This window comes from Haloarchaeobius pelagicus, assembly GCF_051207375.1.
Classification (GTDB): Archaea; Halobacteriota; Halobacteria; order Halobacteriales; family Natrialbaceae; genus Haloarchaeobius.
The window spans coordinates 369,018-395,731 of record NZ_JBPJZD010000003.1 but is presented as its reverse complement, the minus strand read 5'-3'; the positions used below and the strand labels follow the sequence as shown (position 1 = coordinate 395,731).

24 protein-coding genes and 1 pseudogene are annotated in these 26,714 nt (G+C 53.5%); 13 read left to right on the top strand and 12 right to left on the bottom strand.

The window, feature by feature from the left end:
- Nucleotides 1-121 precede the first annotated feature (121 nt).
- Nucleotides 122-763 (top strand): MaoC/PaaZ C-terminal domain-containing protein, encoded by a 642-nt coding sequence (locus ACSC1S_RS19940; RefSeq protein ID WP_435365843.1) that lies wholly within the window; start codon nt 122-124, stop codon nt 761-763.
- Between the two features lie 112 nt (nt 764-875).
- A pseudogene (locus ACSC1S_RS19935) lies at nt 876-1,289 on the top strand (MFS transporter); the annotation flags it as partial.
- A 486-nt stretch (nt 1,290-1,775) separates the two neighbouring features.
- On the opposite strand, the gene ACSC1S_RS19930 reads toward ACSC1S_RS19935, so the two are convergent.
- Nucleotides 1,776-2,228, bottom strand: coding sequence for an OsmC family protein (locus tag ACSC1S_RS19930; protein ID WP_435365842.1), 453 nt, complete (start codon nt 2,226-2,228; stop codon nt 1,776-1,778).
- A 248-nt stretch (nt 2,229-2,476) separates the two neighbouring features.
- A complete protein-coding gene (locus ACSC1S_RS19925) occupies nt 2,477-3,538 on the bottom strand; it encodes a zinc-dependent alcohol dehydrogenase family protein (RefSeq protein ID WP_435365841.1) in 1,062 nt (353 codons plus the stop codon).
- A 98-nt stretch (nt 3,539-3,636) separates the two neighbouring features.
- Here ACSC1S_RS19925 and ACSC1S_RS19920 point away from each other — a divergent pair, with 98 nt between their 5' ends.
- Complete coding sequence (locus ACSC1S_RS19920; protein ID WP_435365840.1) at nt 3,637-3,837, top strand: hypothetical protein; 201 nt, start codon at nt 3,637-3,639, stop codon at nt 3,835-3,837.
- 141 nt (nt 3,838-3,978) lie between these two features.
- On the opposite strand, the gene ACSC1S_RS19915 is transcribed toward ACSC1S_RS19920, so the two are convergent.
- Nucleotides 3,979-4,602 carry a universal stress protein gene (locus tag ACSC1S_RS19915; RefSeq protein ID WP_435365839.1) on the bottom strand — a complete coding sequence of 208 codons (624 nt, stop codon included), beginning with the start codon at nt 4,600-4,602 and terminating at the stop codon, nt 3,979-3,981.
- Between the two features lie 140 nt (nt 4,603-4,742).
- On the opposite strand from ACSC1S_RS19915, the gene ACSC1S_RS19910 reads away from it, so the two are divergent.
- The gene (locus tag ACSC1S_RS19910; RefSeq protein WP_435365838.1) at nt 4,743-5,531 is read left to right on the top strand and encodes an N-acyl homoserine lactonase family protein; all 789 of its coding nucleotides are present in this window, start codon (nt 4,743-4,745) and stop codon (nt 5,529-5,531) included.
- A gap of 105 nt (nt 5,532-5,636) precedes the next feature.
- Here the strand turns inward: ACSC1S_RS19910 and ACSC1S_RS19905 are convergent, their stop codons facing one another.
- Nucleotides 5,637-5,909, bottom strand: a complete 273-nt coding sequence (locus tag ACSC1S_RS19905; RefSeq protein ID WP_435365837.1) for a HalOD1 output domain-containing protein — start codon at nt 5,907-5,909, stop codon at nt 5,637-5,639.
- A 102-nt stretch (nt 5,910-6,011) separates the two neighbouring features.
- The gene (locus tag ACSC1S_RS19900; RefSeq protein WP_435365836.1) at nt 6,012-6,557 is read right to left on the bottom strand and encodes a hypothetical protein; all 546 of its coding nucleotides are present in this window, start codon (nt 6,555-6,557) and stop codon (nt 6,012-6,014) included.
- A gap of 166 nt (nt 6,558-6,723) precedes the next feature.
- Here ACSC1S_RS19900 and ACSC1S_RS19895 point away from each other — a divergent pair, with 166 nt between their 5' ends.
- Nucleotides 6,724-7,089, top strand: a complete 366-nt coding sequence (locus tag ACSC1S_RS19895; RefSeq protein ID WP_435365835.1) for a hypothetical protein — start codon at nt 6,724-6,726, stop codon at nt 7,087-7,089.
- A 97-nt stretch (nt 7,090-7,186) separates the two neighbouring features.
- Here ACSC1S_RS19895 and ACSC1S_RS19890 read toward each other — a convergent pair whose 3' ends face one another.
- Genes ACSC1S_RS19890 through ACSC1S_RS19880 form a run of 3 tightly spaced genes read right to left on the bottom strand, consistent with a single transcriptional unit; the run spans nt 7,187 to nt 9,902 of the window.
- Entirely contained in the window at nt 7,187-8,038 is an 852-nt protein-coding gene (locus tag ACSC1S_RS19890) for a DUF7982 domain-containing protein (RefSeq protein ID WP_435365834.1), read from the bottom strand.
- A complete protein-coding gene (locus ACSC1S_RS19885; RefSeq protein ID WP_435365833.1) occupies nt 8,035-8,493 on the bottom strand; it encodes a DUF8163 family membrane protein in 459 nt (152 codons plus the stop codon). Before ACSC1S_RS19885 ends, ACSC1S_RS19890 begins: the two co-directional genes overlap by 4 nt.
- Nucleotides 8,490-9,902, bottom strand: coding sequence for a DUF58 domain-containing protein (locus ACSC1S_RS19880; protein WP_435365832.1), 1,413 nt, complete (start codon nt 9,900-9,902; stop codon nt 8,490-8,492). Before ACSC1S_RS19880 ends, ACSC1S_RS19885 begins: the two co-directional genes overlap by 4 nt.
- Before the next feature lie 98 nt (nt 9,903-10,000).
- Here ACSC1S_RS19880 and ACSC1S_RS19875 point away from each other — a divergent pair, with 98 nt between their 5' ends.
- A complete protein-coding gene (locus ACSC1S_RS19875) occupies nt 10,001-12,064 on the top strand; it encodes a hypothetical protein (protein ID WP_435365831.1) in 2,064 nt (687 codons plus the stop codon).
- Nucleotides 12,065-12,112: 48 nt separating this feature from the next.
- Here the strand turns inward: ACSC1S_RS19875 and ACSC1S_RS19870 are convergent, their stop codons facing one another.
- Together ACSC1S_RS19870 and ACSC1S_RS19865 are read right to left on the bottom strand one after the other, a co-directional pair.
- Nucleotides 12,113-12,616 (bottom strand): hypothetical protein, encoded by a 504-nt coding sequence (locus ACSC1S_RS19870; RefSeq protein ID WP_435365830.1) that lies wholly within the window; start codon nt 12,614-12,616, stop codon nt 12,113-12,115.
- A 111-nt stretch (nt 12,617-12,727) separates the two neighbouring features.
- Nucleotides 12,728-14,038, bottom strand: a complete 1,311-nt coding sequence (locus ACSC1S_RS19865) for a serpin family protein (RefSeq protein ID WP_435365829.1) — start codon at nt 14,036-14,038, stop codon at nt 12,728-12,730.
- Nucleotides 14,039-14,518: 480 nt separating this feature from the next.
- On the opposite strand from ACSC1S_RS19865, the gene ACSC1S_RS19860 reads away from it, so the two are divergent.
- From ACSC1S_RS19860 to ACSC1S_RS19850, 3 genes are all read left to right on the top strand, one after another.
- Nucleotides 14,519-15,544: a DUF8471 domain-containing protein gene (locus ACSC1S_RS19860; RefSeq protein WP_435365828.1), complete on the top strand. Its 1,026-nt coding sequence runs from the start codon at nt 14,519-14,521 to the stop codon at nt 15,542-15,544.
- Between the two features lie 548 nt (nt 15,545-16,092).
- Entirely contained in the window at nt 16,093-17,421 is a 1,329-nt protein-coding gene (locus ACSC1S_RS19855; RefSeq protein ID WP_435365827.1) for a glycosyltransferase family 2 protein, read from the top strand.
- Nucleotides 17,422-17,676: 255 nt separating this feature from the next.
- A complete protein-coding gene (locus tag ACSC1S_RS19850; RefSeq protein WP_435365826.1) occupies nt 17,677-18,555 on the top strand; it encodes a glycosyltransferase family 4 protein in 879 nt (292 codons plus the stop codon).
- Here the strand turns inward: ACSC1S_RS19850 and ACSC1S_RS19845 are convergent.
- Entirely contained in the window at nt 18,550-19,224 is a 675-nt protein-coding gene (locus tag ACSC1S_RS19845; RefSeq protein WP_435365825.1) for a hypothetical protein, read from the bottom strand. The two genes, ACSC1S_RS19850 and ACSC1S_RS19845, sit on opposite strands and share 6 nt — an antisense overlap.
- Before the next feature lie 1,019 nt (nt 19,225-20,243).
- Nucleotides 20,244-21,641: an oligosaccharide flippase family protein gene (locus ACSC1S_RS19840; protein WP_435365824.1), complete on the bottom strand. Its 1,398-nt coding sequence runs from the start codon at nt 21,639-21,641 to the stop codon at nt 20,244-20,246.
- Nucleotides 21,642-21,698: 57 nt separating this feature from the next.
- Between ACSC1S_RS19840 and ACSC1S_RS19835 the strand changes: the two genes are divergently transcribed.
- The 4 genes from ACSC1S_RS19835 to ACSC1S_RS19820 are packed head-to-tail and all read left to right on the top strand — an operon-like array spanning nt 21,699 to nt 26,303.
- Nucleotides 21,699-23,108 (top strand): sulfatase family protein, encoded by a 1,410-nt coding sequence (locus ACSC1S_RS19835; RefSeq protein ID WP_435365823.1) that lies wholly within the window; start codon nt 21,699-21,701, stop codon nt 23,106-23,108.
- A complete protein-coding gene (locus ACSC1S_RS19830; protein ID WP_435365822.1) occupies nt 23,077-24,234 on the top strand; it encodes a glycosyltransferase in 1,158 nt (385 codons plus the stop codon). The genes ACSC1S_RS19835 and ACSC1S_RS19830 overlap by 32 nt, the downstream gene beginning before the upstream one ends.
- The gene (locus ACSC1S_RS19825; RefSeq protein WP_435365821.1) at nt 24,231-25,328 is read left to right on the top strand and encodes a glycosyltransferase family 4 protein; all 1,098 of its coding nucleotides are present in this window, start codon (nt 24,231-24,233) and stop codon (nt 25,326-25,328) included. The genes ACSC1S_RS19830 and ACSC1S_RS19825 overlap by 4 nt, the downstream gene beginning before the upstream one ends.
- Nucleotides 25,329-25,382: 54 nt before the next feature.
- Nucleotides 25,383-26,303: an NAD-dependent epimerase/dehydratase family protein gene (locus ACSC1S_RS19820; protein WP_435365820.1), complete on the top strand. Its 921-nt coding sequence runs from the start codon at nt 25,383-25,385 to the stop codon at nt 26,301-26,303.
- Nucleotides 26,304-26,714: the final 411 nt, after the last annotated feature.

Sequence of the window (26,714 nt, the reverse complement as noted above, 5' to 3'; positions counted from 1 at the left end):
GTGGTGCCGATGTGGCTAGCGCCCGGCAGTCCAGCCCCGGAGTCGTCCGGGCAACCGCGATAGGGGTGGACCCCGTACTCGACAGCAGTGCCTCGAGGGGGAGTCACTGGAGTCAATATCCATGCCAATCGACCCAGTCTGCGGGATGGACGTCGAGGGAACGGACGCCGAGACGGTGCGGTTCGAGGACGAGTCCTACGCCTTCTGCTCGGAGGACTGTCGCGAGCTCTTTCAGACGGCTCCGGCGGAGTACGTGTACCGGCCACAGCCACATCTTAGCCATGTGGGTTCGGTGACGGTCCCCCGGATTCCGTACGGGCGAGCCAGGGGAGCGTTCGACCTGTCGATTCAGCATCCTGGGCAGCTCTCGGTCGGAGACCGCGTGACGTTCACCAGGTCACTCACCGAGGCGGACGTGCGCACGTTCGCGGAGGCGACCGGTGACACCAACGCCCTCCATCTCAGCGACGCCTTCGCCACGGAGACACGATTCGGGCACCGGATCGTTCACGGGACGCTGGTCTCCGGACTCATCAGTGCGGCACTCGCGTGCTTTCCGGGATTGACCATCTACCTCTCCCAGAACCTCGAATTCGAGCGGCCAGTCGACATCGGGGAGACGATGCACGCCACCTGCGAGATACTGGAGGACCTCGGAGAGCGCCGCTTCGAACTCTCGACGCGCATCGAGAACGATAAGGGCGAGACCGTCATCGACGGCACGGCAGTCGTACTGGTCGACCCGCTCCCGAGCCTCTCGTGAGGCTGTCCACACAGTGCCCGAAGGAAAAACGGTGTGGACCGTGTACACAGTCTACACGGTTCAGTCCGCAGTATCTCCTGCGGGAGCGTCCCGGTCGACCTGCAGCGGGTTGCCCGACGACATCGCGGGGATGTTCCTCGCGGCAGCGGGCGTCCTCGGGATGGTGTTCGTCGAGGGGTACCTCCGGTGGGTCGCCATGGCCGCCGTCTCCGGCATCGGGATGGCACTGCTCTATCCGAACCTGATGACGGTCCCGAGCGACGCCGCGCACCCGACGTGGCGCTCGGCCGGGATGGGCGTGTATCGAATGTGGCGCGACTCGGGCTACGCCGTTGGAGCCATCGTCATCGGGCTCTCGATGGAGTTCGGGAACGCCGAGGCCGCGTTCTACCTGACCGGGGTGTCGATGCTGGTCTCCGGGGCGGTCGACTACCTGTGGATGGAGGAGACCCACCCCGAGTTCGGGACGCACGAACCACCCGCGCCTGCGCCGGAGTCACGAGGTCGGACAGTATCGGACGATTGATCTCCGGTGAGGGCTCTATCTGGCGAGGCCAGTAAAACCTCAAGTATCGGCTATATGTACTGACACCGAATGGATGTTGGGGGGTAGACTCCACCTCAGTGGTGGAGCGGGTTGCCCCTGAACATGAGAGATACAGCTCCCTGTAACAGGTCTCAGCGTCTCGAAGATGCGAGTCGGTATTTGAGGGGTAACTGCATGTTCGACAATGATGCAGTCAACGATAACTGTATTACTTGATATCTGTTCATGATTGATTGTTCGGCGCCTGTGATTGTTCTTCTATGGGTGATAGTGCAGGTCTCTGGGTGCTTGTGCGGTAATATCAGCACCCGCCACTACTGGACTGACAGTGTCAGTTCAGGATAAGGCTCTAGAATGCTACTGAAAATACAGGCTCGGCGTCAGAACTCGGTGACGACCTCGACGCCCTGGGTCTCGTACTCGCTCATCGCGGCGACGCGGTCAGACACCCCGTCGAGTGATTGTTCAAGCCACTTCGATGGCCACGTCTGTTGGAGTCGGATTGTCGATGTTGTCGCCGACTGGACAGCGTTCCTCGACCTCCACGCCTAACGCATCTAGAGCTTCCTCGTCGGCGTCAGATTCAATTTCGATCCGGACGTTGATCTCCTGATAACCCGCTCGGACGTCTTCGTCGATGCCCAGAAACTTCCGTGGGTCGAGGTCGCCTTCGATCTCTATCTTGACGCTTTCAAGGTCGATCCCGCGCTCTTCGCTGACGGTGTGAACCACGACGTTGAGACAGCCGGCCCACGCTCCAATGAGGTATTCGACAGGGTTTGGTCCGTCGTTCGTACCCCCCAGTGACGATGGTTCATCAACGACGAACTCGAACTCACGCGACTCGACGACCGTCTTCGTCTCACTTTCACTTTCGGCGGATACTGCGAACCGTTCTATGTGGTCTGCCTCGCTCATGGAGTAGGTCGACGAGACGCCACTGCATCAAGCGAACGACCGTGGCCAGATACACTGCCGTCCATGACGCTCGTTCTCACCGATTTGCGGTTGAAAACGACTCAAACTCCTGGATTGGTGCAAATGGGGATTCGGGCGGAGGTCATTCATCTCGGCAAGTATTGAAATCGACATCGCTGATGGACGCAGGTCGCATTTCAGGAGCCAGTCAGTGTCCTAGCACTTCCAGTACATGGACAGGCTCGGGGTCAGAACTCGGTGACGACCTCGACGCCCTGGGTCTCGTACTCGCTCATCGCGGCGAGCCGGTCTGAGACCTCATCCAGTGAGACACGCTTGGTCACGAGTGCGGCCGGGTCGAGGCGTCCCGAGGCCATCATCGTGAGCAGTTCGTCGTACCGAGAGGGCGGCATCCCCCGCGAGCCGAGGAAGTCAACGTCCCAGCGCGTCATCGCGTCGATGGGGAGCGAGACCTCGCCTTTCTCGGCCTCGGTGGTCAGCCCGAGCTGGACGTGTGTCCCGCGTGTGGCGAGGCACTCGACGCTGTTCCGGCAGGTCTCGGCACGGCCGAGGGCATCAACGGACACGTTGGCCCCAGTGTCTGTGAGACGCTGAATCTCGGCCGGCACGTCGTCGACCTCGGTGGCGTTCACGATGGCATCCGCCCCGAGGTTTTGCGCCATGTCGAGGGGTTCCTCCCGGACGTCCACGGCGACGACGCTGGCTCCGAGCGCCGACGCGATCTGCACGCCTGCGAGTCCGAGGCCGCCACAGCCGTGGACGGCGACCCAGTCGCCACCTTGCACCTCGGCACGGTGCGAAAGGGCGTGGAACGCGGTGACGTAGCGACAGCCCAGTGCGGCCACGTCCTCTGCAGATACTTCGTCCGGGAGACTGACCGCGTTGAAGTCGGCGTGGGGGACGTGGACCTGTTCGGCGAATGCGCCCGGTGCGTCGGCCTCGAACCCGAGGGCGTAGCCGTCGTCGCAGACGTTCCCGTGGCCGTTGCGACACTGCGGACAGGTGCCGTCGCCGAGGTTGAACGGGACCGCGACCCTCTCACCGACCTGGATCTCGGAGACCTGGTCGCCGACTTTCACGACGGTTCCCGCGGGTTCGTGGCCCAGTACCTGCCCGAGGGGGACCTGGTCGTCGGCCCACTCGCCGTGGCCCTGCCAGGCGTGCCAGTCGCTCCGGCAGATGCCACAGGCGTCCACGTCGATGACCGCCCCGTGCGGAGCCGGTTCGGGTGGATCGACGGATTCGAGAACGAGTGGCTCACCGTAGGCCTCGAGTCTGAGTGCGCGCATGGCAGTGCAAAGCCACGCTGGCTGCTTAACAGTTCAGCGACCCTGTTGGAAATTGAGACAGCAAACTGATTACCGGATGAACTCATCGACTAGACAAAGTGAAGCTCGTACCTGCGCTCAAATGGACCGGTCAAGTGCTGGGAGTGGAACTCCTTCTCGCGTTCTTCATATTCGAACCGAGCGTCTGGGAACACAACCAGTTCGCCTTCGAGAAACTTGTCGTGTTTATGGTATTCTCGATTCTCGCCGCGGGCCTGCTGTTGTTACGAACCGTTGATAACTCACTGGCGAACAGGTAGGAGTAGACTGGAGTCCTCTCGGTAGTGGAGAGTTGGTCACGTCGGTAGGACGCGGTTCTGCCGACCGACTGTTGCAGTGAGAACGGTAGCAAACCAGAAGGATTCCAACAGCGCCAGTTCAGTGAACCCCCCGATTCTGGGTCATTCCTTTCGACGGCCGAGCACCCGGGTATCGCCGCTCCGGTTGTCGACGTAGACGGTCCGACTCTCGCCGTCAGCGTCCGCGCGGACGACCCACAGCGGCTCCTCGCGGTAGGGGTCTTCGTCGACCGAGATGTCCGTGTAGCCCTCCTCGCGCAGGGCCTCGACGGACAGGTCGATCGCTTCCGCTGCCGTCTTGACCACGAAGTCCGACTTGTCGAGCCGGACGACGAGCGTGGGTGTGTCGACGGTCCGGATGACCCGCTCCGTGACGCTCCCCAGCAGGTAGCGGTCGACGCCCGTCCGGGCGTGGGTCCCGAGGACGATGAGGTCGATGTCGTTCTCCTCGGCGTACGCCCGGATGCGCTCGTGGGGTGCGCCGACCTCGACGGCGGTCTCGACCGTGACGTCGTGTTTCTCGGCGACGTCGGTCACCTTCGCGAGTGCCTCGTCACTCGATGGTGGATTCGGTCGCCCGTCGAGTTCTTGGAAGTCACGCTGCGGGCTCTCCACGTAGAGCGCATGGACTGTCGAGCCGAATCGCTCGGCCAGTTCGAGTGCGTGTTTGGTGGCGTTCTCGGAGCCGGGGCTACCGTCTGTCGGAACCAGGATGTGCTCGTACATGGTCGATACTCCACCTGCTTCTTCGGTCTCCCTGCTGATATATGTGGGACCTGGTTCCATCGTTGTGAGAATGTGCCAGCAAGCGCGCGGACTGGCTGGTCTCCAGAAACCGTTTCCGGGCTGGCCACTCATTCATGGCTATGTCGAGTATCGACCTCACGCCCGTCCCTCGCGGGCACATCGTCGCCGACGAGTCGTTCATCTTCGAGGGGGCATCCGTCGCGACCGCCTCGGACCCGAATCCGAGTCACGAGCGTCGGCGCTGTCCCGTCTACAATGTGGTCATCGACCACCCCGACGCGACCATCCTCTGGGACACAGGCTCGCATCCCGACGCGGGTGATGGGCACTGGCCGGCCGACCTCTACGACGCGTTTACCCACGAGGACACGCGGCCTCTGTCCGTCGACCTGGAGTCGGTCGGGTACTCGCTGGAGGATATCGACGCGGTGGTCATGAGCCACCTGCATCTCGACCACGCGGGGGGGCTGTACAATTTCGAGGGGACCGAGGTTCCAATCTACGTCCACCGCGACGAGTTCGAGTTCGCGTACGTGAGCGCGAAGACCGCCCACGGCGACGAGGCGTATCTGGAAGGCGACTTCGACCACGACCTGAACTGGCAACTCGTCTCGGGGCCGCGCGCCAGTCCCGTCCCCGATGTGGACCTGTTCCACCTCCCCGGGCATTCACCCGGACTCGTCGCGACGGTCATCGACCGTGCGGAGGGAGCCGTCATTCTGGCTGGCGATATCGGCTACGTCGAGGAGAACTGGACTGAACGGCGGCCGATGGGCGGGTCACTGCTCTGGAACAAGGAGTTGTGGCTGGAGAACTGTGCCCGGTTGGACGACCTGGCGACGCGGTTCGACGCGACGGTGGTCGTGGGACACGACCCGGATGCGATGGCGACCCTCGACCAGCTGTAGGCCAGGCAGCCAGTGACGGACAGTGTCTGGGAATCTGAACCTGCGAGGAGAGAAGCAAAAGAACGAGAGCGGGTACGGTGTTGGTATCGGTTCGGAGGGAGCGGCTCAGGACACCGAGTCGACGTCGATGGTTCCGTCGGAATAGACGGTGACGAAGCAGTCCGCGTAGCCGAACGCGACACTGACATCGAAGGCCGTGTCGTCGGGCTCTGTGTCGAGGACCTTCTCTAAGGCGTCGGTATCGATCACCTCACCGATCGGTGGCAATTCGAGCGGATCGACGTCGCGAAACTCGGCAACTGCCAAGACGATATCGACAAATCGGTCACTGGAGTCCCCACACCGGACCTGGCCCGAAGCCGACTGGATTTTCTCCATAGCAATACTCTACAGGTACTATCGATATCTTATATATTTGCTGGTTACCGCCCGGTGATGATCGGCGGAAAACACGGGGCATCGGCCGGTATCCTTAAGAAATCACAGCTCTCCGGGGTTCCGCTCTTCGGTGTCGTCCTGCCCGCCGTCCGTGTACTGCACGTTCCCAGGTCGGGTGTCGCGCTCGTTCCCGGTGAGGAACGCCATCGCCTCGGCGAGCGTCGCGTCGTCGCCGAGCGTGTCACGGACCTGTTCGAGTTGGGTCGCGATGTCGGACGAGCGTCTGCGCGACAGGGTGGATATCACGCCCGGAACGACCCACATCGTGGTCAACATCCCGATGAGGAAGTACCAGGGCTTGCCCTGTACGGCATTGCTCACGCAGTTATCCGGGGCGGACGAACACAGCCATTCGCCGTTCGGGAACCCGAGTGCGAATATCAACAGGTAGACCATCAGGCCGAGCGCGACCGCGATGTGCCCCCGGAGAATCAGCATCGCGAGGACGATTCCTGCGAAGACGCCAAGCTCTGTGGAGTGTACCTCCAGCGGTGAGCTGAACCAGGAGTGGATGTACCAGTCGAGGCTGAAGTGGGTCGAAAGCAGGTGCTCGACGGCAGCACTCCCCCCGGGTGCGAGGGCCGTCATTTGGTATCAGTATGCTATATTCAGGGATAACCACGGTACTTACAGGATGGTTCGGGGATGACCCGATACGAGCGGAGACCCGACGTAGTCGAATAGTGTCGAAGCTAGCCCCTGAACGGCGTGGGGTAAGAGATTTTTATCCGGTGTGTTTGGGTCGCCTATGGTGATGGACCTGCTCATCGGTCTGGGGATCGGCGGCTTCCTCCTGTTCGTCGGGACTGCGTCCTGGTACCACCCGACACTGTTTCTCGTTCTCTTCGACCGGTTCGCTGTCGACCCGTGGCCACAACTCTTGTTCACCCCAGCGGCATACCTCGGCGGACTGTTTCTCACACTTACGCTGGGGCTGAATCTCTACTTCGTCCAGGCGTTCGTCGGTCTGGCAATCGGCGCGGCGATATTGCTCCGTCACGAACGAAACCCACGAAACGACGATGATCTCTGGCCCTCCAGACCCGCGGGAAAGGGATTCCTCGGTATCGGAGGGCTGTTCGTCGCTCTCGGACTGGTCGCGATGAGCGGTCTACTTTAACTGCAGTACAGTCACCCGCCAAGGCGACGTCTCGATGGTACCGGCGCGACCATATCTCTCGGCAGAAACTGACTGACGTGACGTACTGGATTGTGCCTCAGGCCTGCGGGTCCCAGGTGAACGTGACGGTCCCACCAGTGTCCGTCGGCTCGACCGAGGCGACCGTCACTGGCTGGTCGAACGACGCGGCCAGTCCGACGCCGAGGAACGAGACGACGGGGTGGTCCGGCCGGTCAAGGCCGGGGATGGCGAGCCCGCCGATGGCAAACGATGCCCGTCCCCCCTCGCGGTCGACCTCGGGCTCGACGGAATCCGCGAGTTCCAGTTGCTCGACCACGCCGTCAGCCAGCGCAAAACTCGGGTCCTCGAGGTCGCCGACGGTCGAGGCACGCTCGAACTCTCGGTAGAGCGACTCACCGCTCGGGGTGAGCGCGACGCCGCGGCCGGTCTCGTCCTCGGGAACGACGAAGGTGTCGCGCAGGTCCTCGGGGATGACGTAGTTGGCGTGCAGCGGGAGGAACAGTCGACCGGTCCCCTCGCGAGTGACGTAGACGTGTCGGTCCTGGAGACCCAGTTCGTCGATGAGGTTCTCTGTGACTGCGGTCTGTGCGTCTACCAGTGACTCGGTGACCGTGGCTGAGAGCACGCGCTCTGGCGTGAGGTAGTAGGTCAGGACGCCCCCGAAGACGCCGATCGCGCCGACGATGACGAGGACGTCGCGGACCGAGGGGAGTATCGCGGCGACGGCCAGCGCGAGCAGGCCGACGCCCGCGAGGGCAGCAGCCGTCTTTCGATAGGTCGCCTGGGTGGCGCGCCGGTACTCCTCGCGGAGTCGGCGGTTCTCCTCGCGGAGCACCTCCAGTTCGGCCGTGAGTTCGTCGGAGTCGACGGCGTCGCTGGCCGTGTCGCCTGTCGTCGCATCCTCGGCCTGCGTGAGGTCCGTGCTCATGCGTCGACCATCCCCAGTGTCACCTTCTGGTATCGGTGGACCGCGTAAAGAACTAGCGCTACTCCGGCGACCAGTCCCAGGACGAGCAGCCAGCTCGCGATGTCTGTTCGGAGACCGTACGTGTACCCAGCCAGCCCTGCAGCACCGACAATGGAGGCGACCGTCACTGCCTGCCGACCAGCTGCGGTCCGCAGTGACGGGAGGCTGTCGAGGAGGAGGACGAGCAGGCCAGCCTCGGCGAGCAGCAGTCTGACGCCGAGGGCTGGCTCGAACAGCGCCGCGAGGGAGACGTGCCCGAATGCGACCGCCAGGGGTGCAGGGGTGAACGCTGCGGCGATGACCAACAGGCCAGCCGCGACGATGCCCACGGGAGACTGGAGGACGAATCCCGCGCTGGCCAGCAGGATGCCCACGATGGCGAGCCAGCGACTCTGGATGGTGTGTCGCAGGTTCATCGTCTCGCCCCCTGTCGCTGCTGGAGCACCGACTGGACTGCCTCGCCGGGCGTCACCTCGTAGGCGTCGACCCGCTCGAGACCGCCAAGTTGTCTGCGGAACTCCTCGAAGTCACGGTACTCGCGGTACGTGGTCTCCGCATCCGGCAGGCCACGCCCCTGGTAGAGGCTGCCCGGCGCGATGAACGCCGAGGTGTATCCACCGAGTCGCCTGACGAGTTTCCCGGTCTCGTACACCTCCGCACGATTGGTGTCGTCCGTGAGCAAGAGGACCCACGGGTCACCTGACACCCTCGACAGGGTCGTCCTGACCGCGGTGAACAGCGGGTCGGATTCGACACGCTCGACGTACGTCTCGGCGTTGCCGACGTAGGGCTCGAGCGTCCGCCCGAACGGAGATTCGTCGGTCGCGAGCCGTGCGGCAGTCTGTCGCGTCGCCTCAGCCTGACGGGTCGGGGTCCGTCCAGTCGGTGCCTCGGTCGGCTCCAGGTCGTACAGCGCGGTCTCGATTCGCCGATACTGTTCGATGCCGGCACCAGGGTGGATTCGGCTGGTCACGCCCTCGTCACCGACCGAGACCAGTCCAACCGGGTCGTCCATGTCCCGGGCCCGGTCGAGCAACCAGAGGGCCACCTCTCGCAGGTAGTCGAACCGAGTTCGGCCCGCTTGTCCCGCTGCGGTCGAGGCCCGATGGTCGAGGAAGATGACGGTCTCGCGGTCCGTGCTCGACTCGAACTCGCGGATGTACGGCTCGCCCCTCCGTGCAGTTGCCTTCCAGTCGATTCGGTTCCGTGGGTCTCCTGGGAGGTACTTTCTGAGCTCGCCAGGGTCGAGGCCGCCGCTCCCGCGATTCGCCTCATGTTCGCCGTACCCGACGGATATCTGGTCCCCTCCGGAGCCGACCCGTGCGTCCCGTGGCGCGTTCGGCTCGACCCGGAACGACTCCGTATTCCCCTCGGTGACGGTCGTCTCGAAGAGGCCGTAGGAATCGCGGAACGTGAGTGTGGGTTCGCCTACGGTGTAGCGGCCCGCGACCGACGCCGTACAGGCAACTGCGAGGGAGGTACTGTCGCCATCGATGTCGAGTGTCGTCTCGCCGGCCGTCTCCGCGGCGAGGGGCACGTCGAGGTCGACGCGACGGAGCGGGCCACTGTCGTCGGGGAGGGAAAGGGACGCGCGAATTCGGACGGGCTGTGATTCCAGGACGCGACGCGGCGTGAGTGACTGGGTGACCGTGGTCTCGTCGAGGACCGCGTTCGTCTTCGTGACGAAGGCGATCTGGTGGGCGAGCAGCCAGGACCCGACTGCGACCCCACCGAGGACGAGGGAAAGCTCGGAAAGCACGGCCCCAAGGCCGACCAGGGATATGGAGACCCCTGCGGTCGCCCAGAACCGCCGCGTCGCTCGCATCACCCCAGCAGAATCGCCCGCCCGCATTGAAACTGACGGTCGTTTCGGAGACCGATGGCAAAAGAGGTTTTACCGGACCGTACCGAAGGTGGCGACGAATGGAAGCTGCTCCGTCGGGTCGCGCCCTCCTCTCCGTACTGCTGGTGCTATCCTTGGTGACACCCGCAGTCGTCTCGGGGGCTGGCGGGCCCGACGGGGTTGCGAGTGGCGAGGCTGGCCCTGTACTCGACGTGGGACTCCAGCCGAACAACTCGACGGAGCAGCCCCAACACAGGAACCCGGACGAGGTGAGTCAGAACGGCGATTTGGGAGCGGTCGAGGGCTGGTTGTCGCGCGAACTCGCTGGCTCGTTACGAGAAAGTACGGTCCAGATCAGCCAGGGAGAGTACGAACGCGCCCGCGGTCTGGTGGGCGACCAGTACAACGACTACCTCTCACAGTACGTCGACGTAGCTGGGCAGACCAATTCTGAGGGCGATAACCGTCTCGCCCAACGTCTGCAGGACACACAGGAAGAGCAGCGCGAGTACGCGAACACGAGTTCCGAGTACGAGGAGACGTACGAGGCGTACCAGGAAGCGAAGCAGAACGGGAACGAGGAGCGGGCCCGCGAACTCGCACGCGAACTCGACCGACTCTCGAACCAGCTCTCCGCGACGAGCCAGAACCTGACCGCAGAGTACGAGGGCCTCGGGAACGCGACTGGAGAGGACTTCACAGAGGCACAACAGCAGATCGAGAACGTCACGACGAACGTCTCCGAGCAGACCGAGCAAGTTCGACAGGCTGAGTTCACCCAGACCACGCTCTCGGTCGAGACGACCGCCTCGACGGTCGCCTTCGACGACCCGATGGTTGTGACTGGGCAGTTGCAGATCGAAGACAACCGGCCGCTCCCAGAGACAGTGACACTCCAAATCGGGACGCGGAACCGGACGGTTTCGGTGGACGAGACGGGTCAATTCGAGACGACGTATCGACCGGTCGGGGTCGAGACGAACGTGTCGAGCGTCTCAGTTCGGTACGTCCCCGGTGAGTCGAGTGCGTTCCTCGCGTCTACCGACTCCGTTCCTGTTACAATCGAAGCCGTGACGCCGACGGTCCAGCTGGAGTCCGTGCCCGGGTCGGTCCGATACAACGAGACCGTCGCCGTCTCGGGGACCGTGACTGTGGATGGGACGCCAGTCCCCGGGACGCAGGTCGCGTTCTCCCTCGGCGGTCGGACCATCCAGACTCGAACTGATTCGGCGGGGACGTTCTCGGTCAGTCGCCGAGTCGACGCTGGAATCGAGTCCGGCGAGCAGTCGATGACTGTGCAGGCTGGGACTGACGGATTAGCGGTCGGTCTGTCGACGCGAGAAGCGATGCTCACTGTCGCCGAGACGGATACACAACTCTCGCTTTCGGTGACGCCGGATCAGGACGTGGTACAGGTCGCCGGGAAACTGGAAACGGTCGAAGGCGATTCCCTGGCGAACCAAACAGTTGTCGTTCGGGTGAACGAGACGACCGTCGCGACGCTCGAGACTGGAACCGAGGGTCGGTATCGGGAGACTCTCGAACTCCCCTCGGGTTCCGATGGGTCCGTCATCGTTTCGGCAGCATTCGATGGCCAGGGGACGAACCTTGCGTCTGCAGACATGGAGCAGACGATATCACTTGGAAGCACAGAAGGGGGGTTCCCGGTGCTCCTGATCGGCGGCGTCACCGTGGTTGTGCTCGCACTGGGTGGTGTCGGATTCGTTGTCGTGCGCCGTGGGCGTGTTACCCAGACGGAGATCTCACCGGAGCCTGTGGACACTGACGATACCGAGAGTACTGCGGTCTCCGCTGACGCCGACCCGGCCAGAGATGCCAGTGCCTTGCTCGCTGCGCTTCCAGACCGTGCAGACCAGTACGACGACCCTGATGGTGTCGCCATCGATGCCTATCTGAGTATTCGAGAGTACCTTCCCAGAGTCGTGGACGTGTCTGAGACGGCGACGCACGATGAGTTCCGGAAGACCGTCACAGAAGCAATGCCTGACCTCGACCGTGAACTGATCATCGTCGTCGGTGGCTTCGAGATTGCTGCGTTCGCTCCCGAAGAGCTCTCGAACGAGGACGCGACCCGTATCCCCGAGAGCGCGGAGACGATTCTTGCTCGGTTCGACGAGAACTGACGGTCGAGAAAATCGAGTCGTCGAGGAACGGAGACGGTGGTTTCTGTGTCAGAGGAGGTTGGGGAGGACGTACCAGACTGGCTCGGAAAGGCCAGTGATGATTCCCAGTATGAGGCCATAGAATAGGTGGGCAGCCACAATCGAAACAACCGTGTGCTCTTTGATCGGCCCGTCTCTGGACAAATTAAGTTCTGGGAACGTGACGAAACCGGCAGCACCGAGGAGGGCCCAGGGTACCAAGAGCAGGATTCCGAACGCCAGTCCGGTCGCGAGTGTGTTCGGGACGGTCGTGATGTATTTAGCCTCCAAACCGAGGAGACCGTGGAAGAACGTCGGGAAGAGCGCACCGACGAACGCGCCGTAGAACAGGTAGAGGAGGACTCCCGAAACATCGTGGTCGTACGGATTACCGTCACCGATTGTCTGAGCAAGGAACTGGTCGGAAGGGAGTGGTGCCTTCGAGTTAAACTCGTCTAGTAGCGCGGCCATTCCAAACGCCGCGATTCCACCCCCCAGTAGACCGATAATCGTAATTGGATGTGGCCAGGCCATGCCAAATCATCCCCTCCGGACCTTATGAAGGTATGTGGCTGGATGCTGTCGGAGGACGTTCAATCGGGTTGTCATCTGCCGATAGAATGACGGATTGGCAACAAATATAGCTTATTGCAGAGACGCAGCGTCGACCAGCCGGCCCAGGAAGACGACTGAATCGGTCTCGCGGTGCCTGATGGCGAACAGGAACGGCCTGTCAGCGACGAACTCGAAGGGATCGAGGGGCGCAGACGTCGTCCCAACAACGACACCCGTTGCGGCCGTCGCCTCGGTCCCTTTCTCGTCGACGGCGACGAAGCTCTCGTGGAGGACGTCCGTGATCGCGAGCTTTTCGCCCTCCCCGGATTCGAGGAGGCCCGAGAAATCCGCCTGCATGGGATCGAACGCGTCCGGCATTCCGAGGTCTTTGAGGGCCTGGTTCAGGCCGACCTTCGAGCCGAAGGTGAACTTCGGGAGGACCACACGCCCCGCCCGGGACTCGAGCGCGTCGAACAGGCTGTGCAGGCCAGCTGAATCGAGCGATTGTTCGAACGCCTCGAACTCGCCCTCGGGTGGCAGGACGACGACCATGCTTGCCTCGCCACCCTCGTAGGGGAGTTCGACCGCCTGCACACCGTCGACCTCGGCGTAGGGGAACGAGTGGGACTGGCGCATCAATCGGACCGGTGAGTCGCTCCCATCGAGTGCGGTGAACGTCCCGTCGACAGTCGCCTCCTCGGCGAAGGTGCTGGCCCACTTCGCCTTGAAGTAGACCGCGTTGGTACCGACGAGTCGAGTCAGGTGGTCGATGGAGCCCTGGGGAAGCAGCTCCTCGATACGGTCTTCAGTCTTGTCGGCGACCCAGTCGTTGATGGTCTCGCGGGCTGCTTCGGATTGGGAGGCGAAGTCGAGCGTGCGCAGGCCAGCCCCGTAGTTCAGTGCGATTGTGTCGAGGTAGTCCTCGTCGAAGGGGTAGTCCGTCTGGCCCCAGAGGGCGTTCACGATGTCGAGCCGGAACGCTTCGTCTTCCGCGTCGTCTGGTGTGTCCAGGGCGAGGTCCAGCCGATTGAACGTCGGGTGGAGGTCTGACTGGTTCTCGAGGTAGTGTAGCGTCTCGGCGATCTGCGTCTCCGTCTCGCCACGCGCACCGGCCCATATCATCGCCATCGCGAGCGAGATGCTGAGCGGCGAGGTGAACAGGTTATCACTGGGGTTTGCTGCGACTCGGTTGTGGTGCAGGTCGAGCGCGAACGCGGTGTTCGCCCGGACCTGTTCTCGGAGCATCTCGTCTGAGACGGTCGGGTCGGTGTCGCGGGGCAGGTCGGAGGCGAGGAGTCCTGGCGTCATCTCGGGGCCGCCGTCGCCGAGACAGCCGGCCAGTGCGGGAATGGAGAGCGCACCCGCGAGTGCGAGCACGTCTCTGCGGTGCCAGCGGTTCATGTCGGTACAGAGGACCTGTGAGTATATCTCGGCTCGCTTACTTAAAACCGCGGTTTGAGCCTGTATTCGAGAGAAACCGGTGATGGAATCGAAACCAGTAGTTGAAGCTCGACCCCATGGCCTCTGCTCGTTCGTTGGTAGAAGTCGTTGGACCGTCGCGAGGCAGCGCGACGGCCCCAATTGCACTGAAATGCAGGGTTTCTCCGACCGCTCCCGTGTGACAGACCGGGTCGTTTGGGAATCGGTCGGGGGTGATTTCCTCACCCTCACTTTCTCAAAGGCGACCCCCAGTAATAACGGGGCATCTATCTCCCCGGTAGCGAATTTACCCCGGACTCGTGCAATCGGATGGAATGTCGTTGTGAGGGAGGTTGCTGGATTTGGGACCTCTTTGGACCGTTCTCAGCAGTCCCAGGCTGATGGAAGCTGTCGAGATGACAACCACACCGCTTAACCATACGGGGGCGATACTGGCGCACGATGGCCGAGGACCCGGACTGGCGATTGCTCCTCCCAAAAGACGTCCGCGAGATGCCCGCCGACCTCGCGATGGTCGTCTTGCTGACGCTCGCGACGACGCTTTCGGTTTTCCTGCCTGTGGTCAAGGAGACGCCACTCCGTGTCGTCCTCGGATTACCGTTCGTGCTGTTCCTCCCGGGCTATGCCTTCGTGGCTGCGTTGTTCCCCGAGGAGGGTGAGTCGCCTGTCGAGTATGGCGACCTCGAGGATGATCCGTCGAATCATGGCTCCGGTATCGACGGCATCGAGCGCGTTGCGCTCTCGTTCGGCCTCAGTATCGCGCTCGTCCCACTCGTCGGGTTGGTGCTGAATTTCACCCCGTTCGGGATTCGTGAAGCGCCGATTGTGGCTAGTCTGGATCTGCTCGTATTGGGGTCCGTGGTAGTGGCTGCGAATCGCCGGCGAGTACTGGATCCCGATGAGCGGTTTCAGGTTCCGTACCAGGAGTGGTTCGGGGCTGCTCGCCAGGAGATGTTCGAGCCCACTTCGCGTGCGGATGCGATTTTGAACGTTGTGCTCGTGGTGAGTATCCTCATCGCGATGGGGAGCGTAGCATATGCGGTCGCGGTTCCGAAGTCTGGCGAGCAGTTCACCGAGTTCTACGTGCTTACTGAGGACGAAGACGGTGAGCTCGTCGCGGATGGGTACCCGACCGAGTTCGTTCTGGGAGAGTCCAAGCCCATCGTTGTGGGGATGCAGAACCACGAAGGCGAGACGGTTCGCTATTCGGTGGTAATTGAGCAGCAACGTGTCGAGTTGGTTGATAACGGGACGAACGTGACTGTGCTGGAGGAGACTGAGTTGGAACGATACAGTATGCAGGCCGAACCGAACGGGACGGTGATGCAGAACGTGTCCCTGGAGCCGACGATGACCGGTGAGCGGATGCGTGTCGTGGTCTTGTTGTACAAGGACGGTGTACCCGCCGAGCCGACGGTTAACAACTCCTACCGGGAACTGCATTTGTGGATTAATGTCTCGGAATAACACTCTCCTATAATTATAGTGGAAAATACTACCTGCGTTGGGAGCTATTTAGCTCTATTCGGGTTTGGAAATTATCATAGGATATTAGAGGCAGGTCGTTGATAATAGGGCTGTTTTATGTTTTGTGTGAATTTGATTAATCTTAACTGGTGGTGCGAATTGTGTACTGAATGATGAGATTTTAGTACACAAGCTCCGAGTTTGGCATATAATTCACATCTGTCGCTCGTGGTGCACATACGCCTTGCCGTTCGGCTGGCAATAACATATTTACCCTGTAGAATATACTATGAAAGTGATGAGTCGATTTCCGAGACGTGCACGAGGATCCCGAATAAAGTGCATTAACTGTAACGCACCGGTTACAGAAACTACTGATAGCGAATTTGTTTGTGTAGAATGCGGTGGGTCTCCAATACGTTTTCGAAAAACCAGTGATTAGAAAGTGTTAGCTACATCAATTCAGTTCGGTCTAATGCCCATCTAAAAATGAAATAGTGGTTGTTGGTTGACTTTATAGGATTAAAAATTTAAATAATAGTATAAGAATGGAGCCGACACAGAACTCGAAGAATGGTGTCCTGACAGCTAATGATTCCACCCTAGAAAAGCCTGTAATTGGCCTAGTAGCAACTGAAGATAATGGGGATAGTCTTCTTAGATGCATGGTTAGAGCTCGAGATAAGGACTATCCACTTATTGTCACACATAATGACAATGGGGAGTGTGAAGCATTGAGGCTTGCTGCAATGATTGGTGCAAATATTATTGACCCGATTGTAGCAAACCCGAGCTTGGACGATCACAAGAGTCTGTTCCACTCGGTTGCTCAATCAAAAGGAGCTCCTGGTGTAATTGTCCATGAGCCGACAATAAACCGTATCGATTTTGATCTTAGCGAGGAAGTGCTTAATCGAGAGGGTTATTGTGTAGATGGAATATTACAAGATGATGATTTAGAACTGAATTCAGAGACATTGGCTGCGATCCCGGCTTACAATGAAGAATCTTCCATAGGAGACGTTGTAAAAAATGCGAGTGAATATGTTGATTCTGTTTTAGTGGTTGATGATGGCAGTAAGGATGAGACGGCCGAGATAGCCCGTTCTGCTGGAGCAGAGGTCGTGGAGCACAAAGAGAACTCTGGATATGGAGCATCTCTCAAAACAATATTCAAAGAGTCCTATAAGAAAAACACCGACTTACTTGTAATATTGGATGGTGACGGCCAACATGATGAGGAGGACATATCAAATATAATTGGTGAACAAGAAGGCACGGACGCAGATATTGTCATTGGGAGCCGATTTGTCGAAGGGTCAGAGACAGACTTTCCAAAATATCGTTTGTTTGGGTTAACAATAGTTAATCTATTAACGAATTTTAGCATGGGTTCTTTCAAAAAGGATGAACGGATATCTGATACTCAAAGTGGGTTTAGATTATATAATGCAAACGCTATTGAATCGCTTGCCAAAGATTCGACTATAGGAGACCATATGGATGCAAGTACTGATATATTGCATCATGCCCACGAGAAAGGCTACAAAATAGAAGAAGTTGGCACGACGATCGACTATGATGTCGAAGATGCTAGTAGCCATAATCCTGTATCTCATGGCTTCATTCTTGTTGCAAACATATTGAGAACGGTGGAACAGGAACATCCTATTACGATATTGGGAATCCCTGGATTCATATGTTCCTTCGTTGGTTTGGGCTTTGGTTACTGGACACTTTTGAATTATGTCAGTTCGGGACTTTTTCCAATTGGTTTGGCCGTGATATCTGGTTTTTTCCTATTGGCAGGCATCCTAGCATGCTTTACTGCTATAATCCTACATTCACTCAATACTCACATTGAAACGCAAGTTTGATTATAATTGCCGTATCCGAGTCCTGCTTATTTGATGAAGTATAGTAGGACTTATGCGACCGGATAGTTAACTTCTACTCAGTGTAATATGCCCTTTCAACATAATGTATCATTTTTCATCGGGGATTCGATTCCATTTAATGTTCGTCAGGACCTTATAAACATCGGCTGGATGCTGAATCAACCTAGTAATTATTCTGTTGTTGTCTTTGGCAAAGATCATGACTTGACAGGGCTGCGTTCGTATTTTGACATTGTGCAGTTACAGGATGGTAAATATTTGAAGAAGATGAAAGTCTTATCAGAATATTACAATACTAACACACCAAATGCCATCATGAATGTCATTAACCCTTCTATTCACCCTCTTTTTTTATATCTTGCTACGAGGGGTGTTGACTCCACTATCATCTATAGGTATAGCGGGGACCGGTTCTATACCCACCGGGTGGTCAAGCCTTGGCAAAAGCCAATTAATTATCTTGTGAACAATATGGTGGGAAGACTCTCTCTTTTGGTTGGGGATAAGTTTGTAACTCTGGGTCCTAACGGTACTTCTAGACTCGAGAGGCGGAATATCAACACAAGCAATGTAGTAGAGCTTCCACCCACTTTTGATGAAACTAGGTTTAATGATACACGATCTACAACCCCAATTCATATTGAGGGTAAAACTGTGTTATTCGTGGGCCGATTATCCTATTTAAAGGGTCGGAGGTCGATTGAGAAGGTTATACCTAAAGTAGTGGACTCGGACCCAACGTTCAATTTTGTTTTCATTGGCGAAATTCTAGAAAAGTTAGATATACCTGAACGGTATAATGATAATGTGCACTATGTTGGTCCTGTAGAACCTGATCATGTAGTTGATTTCTATAATGCTGCGGACGTCCTTATTCAACCATCACTTAGTGAAGGTTTTGGGAGGACCGTCCCAGAGGCATTGCTTTGTGGTGTTCCTGTTATCGCACGAGATGTTGGTGAGATGCCGAAATTAACTAACAATATTTTTAACACCGATGAAGAACTTTGTTCTATGGTTTTAAACCATCAAGGACTCCCGCTCGACAACGCTGATCATTTACTTAGGAGTAACCAGCGTGAATCCCACCTTGAGTTTTTTGAGAGTTTATGAATAGTGTATCGTCACTTCTCCATTGCTATATATTTTTACAAAATCATCTGAGTTATTTATTCGACTGAAATCCCCCGATTTATATGCCCACTTAGATTGGTAACCTGGGAAGACCGTGGGATAATAGCTTTCCGCTCCTGGCCCAAGGAACAAATATGAACTGTTTTTTCCGCTAAAGTCCAAAGATTCAGGGGGGGGACCTGTTTTTGTGTCTGATGTATCTGCTTTGGGGTTACCTGTTACCAGTTGCTCAAACCGATCCATGTCTCGAATAATACTATATACTTTGCTCTCGGATTTTGTATTTATTATCCAATCATGACCTTCAATCTCTGTTTCCGAAATAGAGTAGTTCACTTCTTTAGTTAGTGGCGCAGGGTAAATGGATAGGATCGACACAACAAGTGATAGGATAGTAATGATATAAATGATGTTTTTTACCTGAATATCTATATTAACTTCTTGAACCAATTTTGTACTAAACCATACTGTGATTAGACAACCGAATGCGACACTGTAACGCCAAGCTCTTTCATATCCTACAATAAAAGTCCCCACTAATAATATGCCAGATGCTAGAATAAATGTAGAATACATGATTATTAATACTAGCTCTTTATCCCAACTTTTGTTGACATTCTTTGCGTTCCACAACACCAGCAATATCATAGTTGCACTGGCAAGCCCTATTAGGATTGTAGGGCCAAAGCGGATGGTAAATTGGACTATAATATCGAATATCTGGACTTGGTTTGAGCTCGCAATCGAAGAAAACTGAGAGAACTGGGAATTCAATTCTGGCTGCCCCTGTTGCGAATTACTAGAAATGTATGAGTACACTACCTTTTGTAGCATAAGTTGGAGTCCTGTGACCGTAGTTACCCACACTGAGATTAGAATGGTAAGGATATACACCGTTCCTGTGGAGTTGAGTAGCGCACTACGATTTCTATAACCGCCGATTATGCGTGCAGATAATAGAAGGAATAATATGAAGATCGCAACCACAATGTGGTAGAATAGCAGGGATATGCTGGTTAAAATAATAAGCATATTTTTCCGCCTACCCGGTTTCATACTGAATAGTATAAATATCGGGACAAATGACAAGAAAAATGCGCTCATATATGGGGACAACTGAGTCGTACCTGACCCGAAAACAGGAATTAAAATAAGTGGTAGTGCTGAATTCTGTAGATTAAATTCTGCTCGAATTATTAATGGAAGGTGGCTGAATGCCAGTAAGACAAATATGGGTGGGATAATCAATCCGAGCTTCAACGGTTGGATTCCTGTTATTTGTGATAGAGTACTGTAGAATATATGTGCACCAGGGTAAAGGTCATTATTTACAACCCCGATTTGGACGATTTGTCTTGTGTGAGCGATGTGTGTTAGGGCATCTCCACGACCGTACGCATACACGCTCGAGAGCAATGGTATGGAGCATAAAAGCGTGCTACATAATACGGTAGTGACGACACCGACCTTCGTATTGATGAGGAACATCAAAAATGAAACTATACTCAAGAGAATCAGGAGGGTTATTGTCAGTGAATGTTTGGAATAAAAGCTTAAGGAATATGTGCTTTCGGACAATGGCGCAAGCATCGCTGCTATGGAGATTATTAAAAAGTATACTATTACAATTATTTTTGTCGCTTTGGAGCTATTCAAGTCGTGTCCTTTCATATTACGTTAGATTTGATTTTGTTCCCTATCGGAGAAAGCATGACTGACGACAAGTATATTATTCCACCTATTAGGATTATACCGGTTAAATTTATCGCTGTAATGGCGAGCTGGGATTTTAATAGCAGTAGACCGATTATCATCAGCCCCGAGGCTATGGCATAGGACAGCAGTTCAAAAGTTTCCAATCGGAGGCCAATATGATCATTCACGTAATTTGCGCGAATGAGACTCATTAACATGTACGATGCTGTTGTCGCTATAGCAGCACCGGTAATACCTAATCTTGGTATTAAGATAATATTTAATATTCCATTTGATAAAACCCCGAAAACCATTGCATAGGCGACTATATCCTCTTCACCAATTGCTTGTAATGTTCTCGCATATAGCTCACTTGGGCCTTGTATTATCCGTTGGAACATTACTATACACAGAGCAAAATATGCGATCGTAAATTCGCTACCGAAATATATTCGAAGTATCTCTTTGCCGACCACCAAAGAGCCAAAGAACGCACCAACGGATAATAGTAATGTGGCTGGGAAATAATCAGAAATCAATCTTGAAATTTCAGAATATTTTTCTTTTGAATCCCATGTACTAATCTGGGGGAAAATGCTTGTGTTTATCGAACTAAGGAGTAAGGTGGTGGTTGTTGAGATCCTCCATACCAGTTCATATGCGCCAACATGCCTCTGCGAGAGAAAAAGTCCAACTAACAACACGTCTAACCAGGTGAAAATCTTCCACCCACTTCCTGAGATTGTGTCGAACTTTGCATACTTTATTAGAGCTTTGCTGGAACGTAAAGTAGGCGGGTGATAACTGAACGAATTTATGCGAACCACGTAGACCAGTCTAGCGAATACGGCTAACATGTAGCCATATATTAATGCAAATGGACCATAATCGACCTCCCAAAAGAGAAATGCTGCAGAAATAAAGATTGTTTGATGAATAATCTCTAAGATAGCGGTCTCGCCTACGCGATGTTCAGCATTCAATATCTTTGTATAGAACCCCACCAAGTCTTCCATGATGACTGTAACCAGTAAGGGTAGCGCTACTTTCAATCCAACAAATTCTTCTATTTGAGGTTGTAAAATTATTATTGACCCCCCAATGACTATATATGGGATTGATTTTATTGCTAGTCCGGTTGAATGCACCTCGTTTTTGTTCCAGTTACCACTAATCCGTTTCTCTGTGGCCCCGTTAATGCCTAATCTCACAACAATTGATAAGACTCCAGCTAGCGTCTGGAAAAGAAAAAATATCCCTAACCCCTCCGCCCCGATAAGGTCTGCAAATAAAATAATAATTAATAATGAAATCGCGTAGGATATAGTTCGTGCAGCAAATAGCTTTCCAGTAGCACGCCCGATGTCCATTTGAACATTATTTTAATTCGGGTGTTTTTTATACTTTCGAAAAGTAATTTGTCGTCGATGCAAACCAAACCAAATCTGATATTCATTATACTGGATACTACGCGTGCGAAGACATTCAATAAGGGAATCAACGAGGGTTGGCTCCCTGGCTTCGCAAAGATCCTCGAGGAAGGCGTGTATTTTGACCAAACATATGCCAATGCTCCGTGGACCCTCCCCTCACATGCTTCTATTTTCACGGGGAAATATCCGTCAGAACATAAAGTGGATGTTGGTAGTCCACAGCTCGATGTAAAAGAACCTGTGCTGAGTGAAATACTGAACTCAGCAGGATATACGACTGGGGCTATCTCTGCAAACCCTTGGATTAGTAAAGAGCATAACTTTGATAGAGGGTTTGATGATTTCACTAATTCATGGGATTTTGATTGGGACAGTGTTGATCTCTCGTTTGTCTCTGAACAAGATGGCCGAATTGCACAGGTAAAATCCTTACTTGAAAATGTTCCACCTAAAAAAATCCCCAGAGCGGTTCTTGATGCTATGTTTGCAGTATTATTGGCTGACCGTAAAGATAATGGGGCAAAGAGATCTATAAAAAGAGCAGAAAACTGGATATCCTCCACTAACAATGATTCTCCATATTTCTTATTTATGAATCTTATTGAGCCACATTTAGACTACCGGCCTCCTAAAGAGATTGCAGACGTATTTTTACCAGAAAGCTGGTCCTACGAACAAAGTATGCAAATTGTACAGGAACCTTGGGAATATGTGGTTGGAAACGTTTCAATCACTGACGAAGAATTCGGGATTCTACGGCAGCTGTACAAAGCAGAAATAAAGTATCTTGATAAGTTGGTGCATCGGTTATATAAAATGGCCACCGCTTTGGAATCAGACACGTTATTCCTAATCTCCTCAGATCACGGAGAGAATATTGGTGAGCATGGGTTGATGGATCATCAATATAGCTTATCAGATACACTGATTCATGTCCCATTGATTGCTTCTAGCCCATCAGTGGATATTAAACCAAACAATGGCATGGTGGAGCTGAAAGATCTGTTTCATAGTATTCGTCGGTTAGGTATTGAAGATACTGAATCCTTCCACCTCCCAAATCGCAACAAAGTCTTCTCCGAATACTTAACACCTCAACCAAATATGGCTTCATTGCAACAGCAGACAAATTCACCGCCCCCGAATGGACTGGACCAATCAAAGAGGGCAATCCGTACTCCACTGTGGAAGTTGATTGAAAATAGTGGCTCGTCACCAGAACTCTATGACATGAAGAACGATATTGGCGAGAACGAGAACCTAGCCAAACAAAAAGAACAAAAATTATCCAACCTCCTCGACCAGCTGGTATCTTCGTTAGGGCCATTCGAAAATAACATTAGTGGTGCTGATAACCTCCAATCTGACGTGAGTGAGAGACTCAAAAACCTTGGGTACATATAATATGATGAATAAAAAGGCGGATGGTATCGAGGAACGTTCTAATAAAGTATCTTTGCTACTTCCGACATTGTTTGTTGGTGGCGCAGAGAAAGTCAGTCTTAATCTTGCGGGAGAATTCCACCGAATGGGTTACGATGTTGACTTAGTACTATCGGAGAAAAAGGGTGAACTACTTTCTGAGGTTCCAAAAGGAGTTAATGTTGTTAACTTAGATGAGTGGACTCCGTTGTTCTCGGGTGTGGTTCCTAGTACACCCGCCCTTGCATACTATCTGAGAAAGATAAGACCAGATACTGTGATCTCTGCTCTCACGCATAGCAATCTGTCTATAATCCTTGCTTCCAGAATTGCAGGATATCCTGACAATTTAATAATAACTGAACATCTTCACACGAGTAGCCCAAGTAGGAAACAGGAAGTGGCCTTTGAGCTCGCTAAGTTTCTATATACGGAGGCAGATGAAATTGTTGCAGTCTCAAAGGGTGTAGCAGAAGGCGTGTCATCCAAGTGTGACATTGGGATAGGACAAATAAAAACAATAACTAACCCTGTTGTTTCACCAGATATCCATAGGAAAAAGAAAGAGCCTATTGAACACAGATGGTTTGACAGGGAAGTCCCGGTCATAACAAGCCTCGGGCGCCTTGCAGATCAGAAAGACTACCCGACACTGCTTCATTCATTTAAAAAACTCCTATCTAAGCGTGACGCAAGATTAGTTGTTATTGGGACGGGTGAGTTACGTGAAGATCTCGAAGATTATAGTGAGCAACTCGAAATAGACAATAAAGTTGAATTCACGGGGTTTGTAGACAATCCTTATAAATACTTATATAATTCTGATGCCTTCGTGATGTCGTCAAAAAAAGAAGGACTTCCCACTGTGTTGATTGAGGCGTTAGCTTGTGGTTGTCCTATTATTTCTACAGACTGTCCGAGTGGTCCACGTGAAATCTTACAGAATGGAAAATACGGTCGGTTAGTGCCTGTTGGAGATAGCATGGCATTGGCTGAATCGGTCGATGATGTCTTGTCGGATCCTCCCTCCGCGGAGCGTCAATTTACACGTGCCGAGGATTATTCGGTAAGTGTGGCAGCTAAGCGATATCAGGACCTTTTCAAATGAAGATAGTACTAATAAACCCAGCAAAGCAGATACGGAAAGAGATTAAACAACTATCTACAATTTTCTCTGAAGAAGAATACCAAGTCACGGTACTTTCACCCAGTGAACCTACTACCATTATCCAGGGAAAAAATGTCTCCCACAAGAGGGTTCACACATGGGAGGTACCTGGTGTTAGGTATACAATTCCGTCTCCTTCTATGGTAGCTAACATATTCAAAGAAGTGCGTGGTTCAGATGCTGTCATTGCGGCATCACATATATATCTCCCATCATTCATTTCCATTTTGATTGCTAGCTTGTTTGGGAAAAGGAGCATAACTATCGTGGATGCTTTACCTGGTATCAGCTGGACATATGGTTCAACAATTGTGGATATAATCGCAAAAATATATATGCTCACAATTGGTTCATTTACTTTATCTATGTCTGATAGTGTTGTTTGTTTAGGCTCTTATCTGTTGGATGATTTATCCAGGTTCGTTCCTAGGGATAAGGTACATGTTGTTCCAAATGGAGTTGATGTGGATGAATATCCCATTCCGGAGAGTAACGACACCGATGAATACATAAATTTATTATACGTTGGGAGACTCGATCCTGTAAAGAATATATCTTCCTTGATTTATGGTGTTAAATATTTATCCGAAGAATACAATGTATATCTTGATATTGTTGGCGATGGCACCCAATATAGCTATTTCAAGTCAAAAGCAGACTCGATGGGTATTGGTGATATAGTAACTTTCCATGGCTGGCAGAAAGATGTAAATAAATATTATAACAAAGCAGACGTATTTGTCCTATCATCTTTGTCGGAAGGCTTGCCGTCAGTCGTTCTGGAAGCTCAAGCATCCGGTGTTCCGGTAGTGTCGACGGACGTTGGAGGAGTTAGTGAGATGATCGGATCTGGGACTCTTATTGAAGAATCGAAACCAGAAAACATCAAAAGAGGTATCGCACGATTGATTGAGTCCGGGACATTGGCTCCGCAACCAAAAGCTAGGAATCATATTAAACAAAATTTTTCTATTGAGGATATGTCTGATAGATATAAGGAGTTGGTAGAGCTGGGGATTGAACATTCTGATTGAACTGTATTAGAGGAATTCAGAAGTTACAAGCAATTCCGAATAATCAAACTACTCATGACGATTCCGAGCATATCAGATAAAAAAATCCTCGTTACAGGAGGTGCTGGTTTCATTGGGAGTCATATTGTCGATGCTCTTATTGATGATAACGAAATCATCGTATTAGATAACTTTTCTAGTGGGGACCGAGTCAATATCCCCAGTTCTGCGAAAGTTATTGAAGGTGATATCCTTAATAGTAATGTAGTTGCTGAGGCGATGGAAGATATCGATATAGTTTTTCATCAAGCAGCTCTAGTTAGTGTGAATAAATCGGTTAAAAACCCGGTCTCCTCTCATAATATAAATGTTTGTGCTACACTGAATATATTGGAGAACGCTAGAAACGAAGATGCCCGAGTAGTAATGGCATCAAGTTGTGCGATTTATGGACAACCGTCAGAGATTCCGATACCTGAGTCTGCTGCTTTAAACCCTTCTTCACCGTACGGTCTTGATAAAGCAGCAATCGACCAATATGCTCGAATTTACCACGAGTTATATGGTTTGGAAACAGTAGCACTTCGGTATTTCAATGTATTCGGGCCCCGCCAACAAGGGGGAGAATACAGTGGGGTAATTAGTATATTCGTTGATCAAGCGCGTACAGGTGGTCCAATTACGATTGACGGAAATGGAACTCAAACTAGAGATTTCATCCATGTGAATGATGTTGTACGTGCTAACTTGTTAGCTGCAACTACAGACCAAGTAGGGGAGGCTTTCAATGTAGGCACCGGGACTCAAACAAGTATTAAATCATTGGCAGAAATTATAAAAGACATCATTGATTCAAAAGTAAATATTGTCCACAGGGATCCCCGATCTGGGGATATTGAATGTAGTGAAGCGGATACAAGGAAAGCTAGTTCACAGTTGGATTTCGAATCTGAGATATCTTTGAAAGAGGGGCTAAAGCAGTTCTTGAAAAAGTAGATGTCGATAATGGGTTCTGTCCAGATTAGGAACAAACAGGGCAAATAGTGATTTGTGCTATTCTCAAACATTCTCAAAAATAATTTAGACACTGCTACGTTTGAACGATGGAAGCATAGAGTCGGATGGCGTATGTCCTGACGGCTGTCGCCATCAGGCCCCGCTGGCGAGATTTAACTTAGAGATACAGAATCGATTCTTCAGATTGCTATGCGTAGATAGCTCGTTTCGTCGCGTTGCTCGATTGCTATGGAGCTGTCCCGGAGGCTGCATTTCTCTCCAGGGAATCTGTGAGAACGAAACTGTTCCGAGTCGGTAATTCTGGTTGATGCGTTCCGCTTTAGATTTTATTCTATAGATTAGGTCTATGCGGTCGGGTCGACTGTACAGTGAGATACCTGATTAGAAGTG

What these genes read in the sequence shown, in the direction of transcription:
- ACSC1S_RS19905 (WP_435365837.1), bottom strand. Translation starts at nt 5,909, where the DNA reads ATGGAGAAAATCCAGTCGGCTTCGGGCCAGGTCCGGTGTGGGGACTCC.
- ACSC1S_RS19910 (WP_435365838.1), top strand. Translation starts at nt 4,743, where the DNA reads ATGTCGAGTATCGACCTCACGCCCGTCCCTCGCGGGCACATCGTCGCC.
- ACSC1S_RS19900 (WP_435365836.1), bottom strand. Translation starts at nt 6,557, where the DNA reads ATGACGGCCCTCGCACCCGGGGGGAGTGCTGCCGTCGAGCACCTGCTT.
- ACSC1S_RS19845 (WP_435365825.1), bottom strand. Translation starts at nt 19,224, where the DNA reads ATGATATTGCTGGTGTTGTGGAACGCAAAGAATGTCAACAAAAGTTGG.
- ACSC1S_RS19870 (WP_435365830.1), bottom strand. Translation starts at nt 12,616, where the DNA reads ATGGCCTGGCCACATCCAATTACGATTATCGGTCTACTGGGGGGTGGA.
- ACSC1S_RS19915 (WP_435365839.1), bottom strand. Translation starts at nt 4,602, where the DNA reads ATGTACGAGCACATCCTGGTTCCGACAGACGGTAGCCCCGGCTCCGAG.
- ACSC1S_RS19890 (WP_435365834.1), bottom strand. Translation starts at nt 8,038, where the DNA reads ATGAGCACGGACCTCACGCAGGCCGAGGATGCGACGACAGGCGACACG.
- ACSC1S_RS19895 (WP_435365835.1), top strand. Translation starts at nt 6,724, where the DNA reads ATGGACCTGCTCATCGGTCTGGGGATCGGCGGCTTCCTCCTGTTCGTC.
- ACSC1S_RS19865 (WP_435365829.1), bottom strand. Translation starts at nt 14,038, where the DNA reads ATGAACCGCTGGCACCGCAGAGACGTGCTCGCACTCGCGGGTGCGCTC.
- ACSC1S_RS19940 (WP_435365843.1), top strand. Translation starts at nt 122, where the DNA reads ATGCCAATCGACCCAGTCTGCGGGATGGACGTCGAGGGAACGGACGCC.
- ACSC1S_RS19820 (WP_435365820.1), top strand. Translation starts at nt 25,383, where the DNA reads ATGACGATTCCGAGCATATCAGATAAAAAAATCCTCGTTACAGGAGGT.
- ACSC1S_RS19835 (WP_435365823.1), top strand. Translation starts at nt 21,699, where the DNA reads ATGCAAACCAAACCAAATCTGATATTCATTATACTGGATACTACGCGT.
- ACSC1S_RS19885 (WP_435365833.1), bottom strand. Translation starts at nt 8,493, where the DNA reads ATGAACCTGCGACACACCATCCAGAGTCGCTGGCTCGCCATCGTGGGC.
- ACSC1S_RS19880 (WP_435365832.1), bottom strand. Translation starts at nt 9,902, where the DNA reads ATGCGAGCGACGCGGCGGTTCTGGGCGACCGCAGGGGTCTCCATATCC.
- ACSC1S_RS19925 (WP_435365841.1), bottom strand. Translation starts at nt 3,538, where the DNA reads ATGCGCGCACTCAGACTCGAGGCCTACGGTGAGCCACTCGTTCTCGAA.
- ACSC1S_RS19825 (WP_435365821.1), top strand. Translation starts at nt 24,231, where the DNA reads ATGAAGATAGTACTAATAAACCCAGCAAAGCAGATACGGAAAGAGATT.
- ACSC1S_RS19855 (WP_435365827.1), top strand. Translation starts at nt 16,093, where the DNA reads ATGGAGCCGACACAGAACTCGAAGAATGGTGTCCTGACAGCTAATGAT.
- ACSC1S_RS19930 (WP_435365842.1), bottom strand. Translation starts at nt 2,228, where the DNA reads ATGAGCGAGGCAGACCACATAGAACGGTTCGCAGTATCCGCCGAAAGT.
- ACSC1S_RS19840 (WP_435365824.1), bottom strand. Translation starts at nt 21,641, where the DNA reads ATGGACATCGGGCGTGCTACTGGAAAGCTATTTGCTGCACGAACTATA.
- ACSC1S_RS19860 (WP_435365828.1), top strand. Translation starts at nt 14,519, where the DNA reads ATGGCCGAGGACCCGGACTGGCGATTGCTCCTCCCAAAAGACGTCCGC.
- ACSC1S_RS19875 (WP_435365831.1), top strand. Translation starts at nt 10,001, where the DNA reads ATGGAAGCTGCTCCGTCGGGTCGCGCCCTCCTCTCCGTACTGCTGGTG.